Origin of the sequence: Micrococcus sp. APC 4021 (assembly GCF_030407635.1) — a bacterium.
In the GTDB taxonomy this organism is placed as follows: Bacteria; Actinomycetota; Actinomycetes; order Actinomycetales; family Micrococcaceae; genus Micrococcus; species Micrococcus luteus.
In genome coordinates, this window is record NZ_JASDCZ010000122.1 from 1 (window position 1) to 6,557 (window position 6,557).

General features: G+C 73.1%; 4 protein-coding genes. 1 reads left to right on the top strand and 3 read right to left on the bottom strand.

Going from position 1 to position 6,557, the window contains the following annotated elements:
* Together QL983_RS09640 and putP are read right to left on the bottom strand one after the other, a co-directional pair.
* The coding region (locus QL983_RS09640) for a 2'-5' RNA ligase family protein (RefSeq protein WP_290152660.1) at positions 1 to 220 on the bottom strand (220 nt) is incomplete at its 3' end.
* A 32-nt stretch (positions 221 to 252) separates the two neighbouring features.
* On the bottom strand, positions 253 to 1,887 hold the full coding sequence (putP, locus tag QL983_RS09645; RefSeq protein ID WP_020625160.1) for a sodium/proline symporter PutP: 1,635 nt from the start codon (positions 1,885 to 1,887) through the stop codon (positions 253 to 255).
* A gap of 108 nt (positions 1,888 to 1,995) precedes the next feature.
* Here putP and hrpA point away from each other — a divergent pair, with 108 nt between their 5' ends.
* A complete protein-coding gene (gene hrpA / locus QL983_RS09650; protein ID WP_036316604.1) occupies positions 1,996 to 6,099 on the top strand; it encodes an ATP-dependent RNA helicase HrpA in 4,104 nt (1,367 codons plus the stop codon).
* A 24-nt stretch (positions 6,100 to 6,123) separates the two neighbouring features.
* Here the strand turns inward: hrpA and QL983_RS09655 are convergent, their stop codons facing one another.
* Positions 6,124 to 6,552, bottom strand: coding sequence for an HIT family protein (locus tag QL983_RS09655; protein ID WP_036316605.1), 429 nt, complete (start codon positions 6,550 to 6,552; stop codon positions 6,124 to 6,126).
* Positions 6,553 to 6,557 lie beyond the last annotated feature (5 nt).

The window sequence follows — 6,557 nt, forward strand, 5'->3', positions numbered from 1 at the left end:
TGCGGTGCGAGAACTCCCCCGCTCCGGCCAGGTGCAGGTCCAGCGGGCCATGTCCCGCCGCGATGCGGCCGGCGACGGCGACGACGTCGTCCACGGCGCCGGCGGGCACCTCCGGGTGGAACGCCAGCGTCAGGTGCCGCTGCTCCGGCTCGGTCCAGCACAGCGCGCGTCCGGCCCGGTCCCGGACGCCGTCGAAGGCCGGCTCGAGGTGGTCGAGCACGGCCCTCGGCGGACGGATCGCGAGGAAGAGCCTCACGCCTGCGCGCGCGGATCCGCGGCGGCTGCGGTCGAGCCCCCGGCGGCGTCCCGCGTCATGGCGGCCGGGGCCACGTCCGGGTGCGGCTCACGGCCGGCCACGATGTCGATCGCGCCGGTGAACTCGGCGTCGATCCGCCGCTGCACACGGCGCGAGCGCTGGGTCACGAGGGACACCACCACACCCACCACGAGGGCGGCGACGAAGCCCGGCAGCAGCTCGTACAGGCCGAACCACTCCCACGTCTCGGCACTGGCCTCCGACCACGCCCAGGCGACGGCGGCGCCGGTGACCATGGCGGCCATCGCCCCCCACGAGGTGAACCGCGGCCAGTACAGGGCGAGCAGGATCACGGGGCCGAAGGCGGCGCCGAAGCCGGCCCACGCGAAGGAGACGAGCTCGAGCACGGAGGAGTCCGGGTTGAGGGCGAGCAGACCCGCCACGAGCGCCACCACCAGCACGCCGATGCGGCCGAGCCACAGGGTGAACGTCGAGGACCCGGTGCGCCCGCGCAGCATGTAGAGGTCCTCCACCAGGGCGGAGGAGCACACGATCAGCTGCGAGGAGAGCGTGGACATGATCGCGGCGAGGACGGCGGCCAGCACCAGGCCGGCCACGAACGGGTGGAACATGATCGAGGCAAGCACCAGGAACACGGTCTCCGGGTCCTCGAGCGTGGTGCCGGGGTTGGCCTGGAAGTAGGCGATGCCCACGAGGGCCACCATCACGGCGCCGAACACCGACAGCGCCATCCAGCCGATGCCGACGCGCCGGGCGACGGCCGCGTCGTGCGGGGTGCGCAGGGCCATGAAGCGGACGATGATGTGCGGCTGGCCGAAGTAGCCCAGGCCCCAGGCGAGGGAGGACAGGACGCCGATCAGCGTTGCGTTCTCGAACATCGAGAAGTGGTTCACTCCGCCGCCGGCGGCGTCGGCGGCGCGGATGCCCTCGACGACGGCGTCCCAGCCGCCCATGGTCAGGATCACGACGATGGGGACGGCCAGCAGGGAGAGGAACATGAGGATGCCCTGGGCCACGTCCGTCAGCGAGGCGCCGAGGAAGCCGCCGAACAGGGTGTAGAGCACCGTGATGCCCGCGACCACGAGCATGCCGGTGAGGTAGTTGATGCTGATGCCCTGGGCGTAGAAGGAGTCGGGGCCGAAGGTGGACTCGACGAACTTGCCGCCGGCCACCATGCCCGAGGACACGTAGAAGGTGAAGAACACGAGGATGATCAGGCCGGCCACGATCCGCAGGATGTGCGTGCGGTCCTTGAATCGGTTCTCGAGGAAGGACGGGATCGTGATCGAGTTCCCGGCCACCTCGGTGTAGGAGCGCAGGCGGGGGGCGACCACGCGCCAGTTCACCCACGCGCCCACGGTCAGGCCGACCGCCATCCAGCCCTCGACCAGGCCCGCGGCGTAGATCGCGCCGGGCAGGCCCATCAGGAGCCAGCCGGACATGTCGGACGCACCCGCGGAGAGCGCCGCGACGGACGGCTTCATGTCGCGTCCTGCGAGCATGTAGTCGTCGAGGTCGGTGTTCTTGCGGGAGGCGTACAGGCCGATCGCGATCATCGCGAGGAAATAGAGGCCGATCGCCGCCAACAGGAAGACGGTGTTCGTGTCCATGGGCTCCAGAGAATCACATCCGGACTCTCAGCCCCAGTCCCAGGTCCGTCCCAGATTCGCCCCGTCCGGGTCGGCCCGGGCCCCCGCGCGCCTAGGATGGAGGCCGTCATGACGCAGACTCCCCCGCCCTCCACGCCCGCCGCGCAGCCGTCCGCGACGCCCCACGACGCCGTCGCGATCACGTTCCCCGAACACCTGCCGGTGGCGGAGCGCCGTGAGGAGATCATGGCCGCGATCCGCGACCACCAGGTGGTGATCGTCGCGGGCGAGACCGGCTCGGGCAAGACCACGCAGCTGCCGAAGATGTGCCTGGCCCTCGGGCTCGGGGAGGCCGGCTCGATCGGCCACACCCAGCCCCGGCGCATCGCCGCCCGCTCCGTGGCCGAACGCATCGCGCAGGAGCTGGGCGAGGAGATCGGGCAGACGGTCGGCTACCAGGTCCGCTTCACGGCGCAGACCTCGAAGGCCACCCGGGTCAAGGTCATGACGGACGGCATCCTGCTGGCCGAGATCCCCCACGACCCGCAGCTGCGCCGCTACTCCGTGATCATCGTGGACGAGGCCCACGAGCGCAGCCTCAACATCGACTTCCTCCTGGGCTACCTGCGCAACCTGCTGCCCCAGCGCCCGGACCTGAAGGTGATCATCACCTCGGCCACCATCGACCCGGAGCGCTTCGCCCGGCACTTCGGCCGGCCGCTGGCCGAGGGCGAGGACCATGCGGACGCGGTGGAGGCCGACGACGGCGGCCGCGTGGTCCCGGCGCCGATCATCGAGGTCTCGGGGCGCACCTACCCCGTCGAGATCCGCTACCGGCCGCTGACCGACGAGCCCTCCCCCGACGACCCCGAGGACGATGCGGACGACGCCGCCGAGACCCGCGACCCCCTCGACGCGATCGGCGACGCCGTCCTCGAGCTGGCCGCCGAGCCGCCGGGCGACATCCTCGTGTTCCTGCCGGGCGAGCGGGAGATCCGCGAGGCCGCGGACCACCTGACCGGCGTCGTCGCCGGCACCACGCGCCTGGCCGGCACGGAGATCCTGCCGCTGTTCGGCCGCCTGTCCATGGCGGAGCAGCACCGCGTGTTCGGCCGCGCCGGGGCCGGGGTGCGCCGGCGGATCGTGCTGGCCACGAACGTCGCCGAGACCTCCCTGACCGTGCCGGGCATCAAGTACGTGATCGACACGGGCACCGCGCGCATCTCGCGGTACTCGCACCGCACCAAGGTGCAGCGCCTGCCGATCGAGCGTGTCTCCCAGGCCAGCGCGAACCAGCGCGCGGGCCGGTCCGGCCGCACCTCGGACGGCATCGCGATCCGCCTGTACTCGGAGGAGGACTACCTCTCCCGCCCCGAGTTCACGGACCCGGAGATCCTGCGCACCTCCCTGGCCTCGGTGATCCTGCAGATGCTGTCCCTCGGTGTGGCCCGCACCCCGGGCGACGTCAAGGAGTTCCCCTTCGTCCAGCCCCCGGACGGCCGACAGGTCACCGACGGCGCCACCACGCTCACCGAGCTCGGCGCGCTCGAGGCCGGCGGCGCCCGCGCCGGCACCATCACCCGGGTCGGACGCCGCCTGGCCCGTCTGCCCGTTGACCCGCGGCTGGGCCGCATGATCCTCGAGGCCGGTGAACGCGGCTGCGTCCGGGAGGTCATGGTGATCGCCGCGGCCCTGACCATCCAGGACCCCCGCGAGCGCCCCACGGAGCAGCGCGAGGCCGCGGACGAGCTGCACCGCCGGTTCGCGGACGAGAACTCGGACTTCTCCGCGATCCTGAACCTCTGGGCCTACCTGCACGAGCGGCAGAAGGAGCTCTCCGGCTCCCAGTTCCGCAAGCTGTGCCGCCGTGAGCACATCAACTGGCTGCGCGTGCAGGAGTGGCAGGACCTGGTGCGCCAGCTGCGCCAGCTCGCCAAGGACGTGGGCCTCACCGTCGAGGCCGGACCCGTGGACCCGGTCGGCCGGCACGAGGCCGTGCACAAGTCCCTGCTCACCGGCCTGCTCTCGCAGATCGGCGCCTACGACGAGCGCCGTCGCGAGTACGTGGGCGCCCGCGGCACCCGCTTCGCCGTGTTCCCCGGCTCCGCCCTGTTCAAGAAGCGCCACCCGTTCGTCATGGCCGCCGAGCTCGTGGAGACCTCCCGGCTGTGGGCGCGCACGGTGGCCCGGATCGAGCCGGAGTGGGCCGAGGAGGTCGCCGGCCACCTCGTCAAGCGGACCTACAACGAGCCGCACTGGTCGCGGCGGGCGGGTTCCGTCGTCGCGCGCGAGAAGGTGACGCTGTTCGGCGTCACCCTGATCCCGGACCGCTCGGTCCGGTACGGCCGGATCGACCCGGAGCTCTCCCGCGAGCTGTTCATCCGGCACGCCCTCGTGGAGGGCGACTGGCGCACGCGTCACCGGTTCTTCGCCCGCAACCGGGCTGCGCTCGAGGAGGTCGACGCCCTCGAGACGCGCCTGCGCCGCCGCGACCTGCGGATCGGGGACGAGGACCTGTTCGCCTTCTACGACGCGCGGATCCCGGGAAACGTCGTCTCCGAGCGGCACTTCGACGCGTGGTGGAAGAAGGCGCGCCAGGATCAGCCGGACCTGCTGGACCTCGACGTCGCCGCCCTGCTCACCGCCGACGCCGAGGACCTGGACACCGACGCGTTCCCCACCACGTTCACGTATCCGATGCCCGGCGGCGACGTGGAGCTCGACCTCGAGTACACGTTCGACCCGACCGGCGCGGCCGGCACCGACGGCGTGACCGTGGCCGTGCCGATCCTGCTGCTCAACCAGGTCTCCCCCGGCCCCTTCGCGTGGCTGGTCCCCGGCCTGCGGGTCGAGCTCGTCACCGCCCTCATCAAGGCGTTGCCCAAGGCCGTGCGCAAGAACCTCGTGCCCGCCCCGGACGTGGCCCAGCAGCTCGTCGCGGACCTCGAGGCCCACGCCGACCCGCTGCGGGACGAGCTGCCGGACGCGCTGTCCGCGGCCGTGCGCCGGGTGCGCGGCGTGGTGGTGGAGCCCGGACTGTGGGCCCTGGACGCGGTGCCCCTGCACCTGCGGATGGACTACCGCGTCGTGGACGCCCGCGGCGCCGTGATGGGCGCCGGCCAGGACCTGCCCGCGCTGCAGGCCCGGCTCGCGCAGGCCAACCGCTCCGCGATCGCCGCCCGGCTCGCCGGCACCGACGACCCCGCCTCGGCCCGGCCGGGGCCGCGCGGTACGGGCCGCGGCGGCCGGGCCCAGACCGACGCGCGGGCCGGGGCCGAGGGACGCCGTCGCCCGGAGGGCCCCGGGCGGTCCGACGCGACGCCGGCCTTCGAGGAGCGGCACGGGTTGACCTCGTGGAGCATCGGCACGGTGCCGAAGACCGTCTCCACCGCGGCCGGGGCGCGCGGCCCCGCCATCACGGGCTACCCGAGCCTGGTGCCCGAGACCACGCCCGACGGCGGCCCCGCGGCCGGCCTGACCGTGGCCCGGTCCGCGGAGGACCAGGCGGCCTGGCACCGGGCCGGGGTGATCCGGCTGCTGCTGGCCACCCTGCCCAGCCCACAGCGCTACGTGCTGGACCACCTGGACAACAGGGAGAAGCTCACCTTCACCCAGAACCCGCACGGCTCGGTGGACTCCCTCGTCGCGGACTGCACGCAGGCCGCCGTGGACCGTCTCGTCGGGGACGAGCTGCCGTTCGACGAGGCCGCGTTCCGCGCCCTGTTCGACCGGGTGCGGGCCGACCTGATCGACACGGTCTTCGCCGTCACGTCCCTGGTGGAGCAGGTGCTCTCCCGGGCCGCGCAGGTGCGACGCCGGCTCAAGGGCTCGGTCTCGCTCGCCCTCGCGCCGGCGCTGTCGGACGTGAAGGCACACCTCGAGCAGCTCGTGTTCCCCGGCTTCGTGGCCGCCACGGGATGGGAGCGGCTGCAGCACCTGCCGCGCTACCTGCAGGGTATGCTGACGCGCCTGGACCGGCTGGACGCCGGGGGCCACCTGCAGCGCGACGGGCAGCACATGGCGGTGGTGCAGGGGCTCGAGGACGAGTTCGACGCCGCCGTCGCGGCCCATCGCGCCCGGTTCGCGGGCACGCCCGTGCCCGCGGAGCTGGAGCGGGTGCGCTGGCTCATCGAGGAGCTGCGCGTCTCCTTCTTCGCCCAGGAGCTGGGTACGGCGGTCTCGGTCTCCGAGAAGCGGGTGCGTCAGGCGCTCGCCCGGGCCACGCGCGCCTGAGCCGGGCCCGGGCGGCGCGGGCCGTCAGTCCTGCGGGACGACCTCGCCGTGGCCCAGGTCCCGCAGGGCCGCGCGGAGGCGGGCGGCGGCGTCGTCCAGGTCCGCCGGATCGGGGGCGTTGTCCACGCGGGCCAGGTCGAAGTCGGCGAGCGAGGTGGAGGGCCACACGTGCACGTGCAGGTGCGGGATCTCATAGCCGGCGATCATGAGCCCCGCCCGGCGGGCGGAGAACGCCGCCACCTGCGCCTTGCCGATCTGCTGGGCGACCGTCGTCAGGTGCGTGACCAGCGCCGGGTCGACCTCCACCCATTCGTCCACCTCCGCACGGGGCACCACGAGCGCGTGCCCCGGCTGGAGCGGCGCGGCGGACAGGAACGCGACGCACGTCTGGTCCTGCCACACGAAGCGGGCGGGCAGCTCGCCGGCGATGATCCTGCTGAAGACGGTGGCCATGGGGG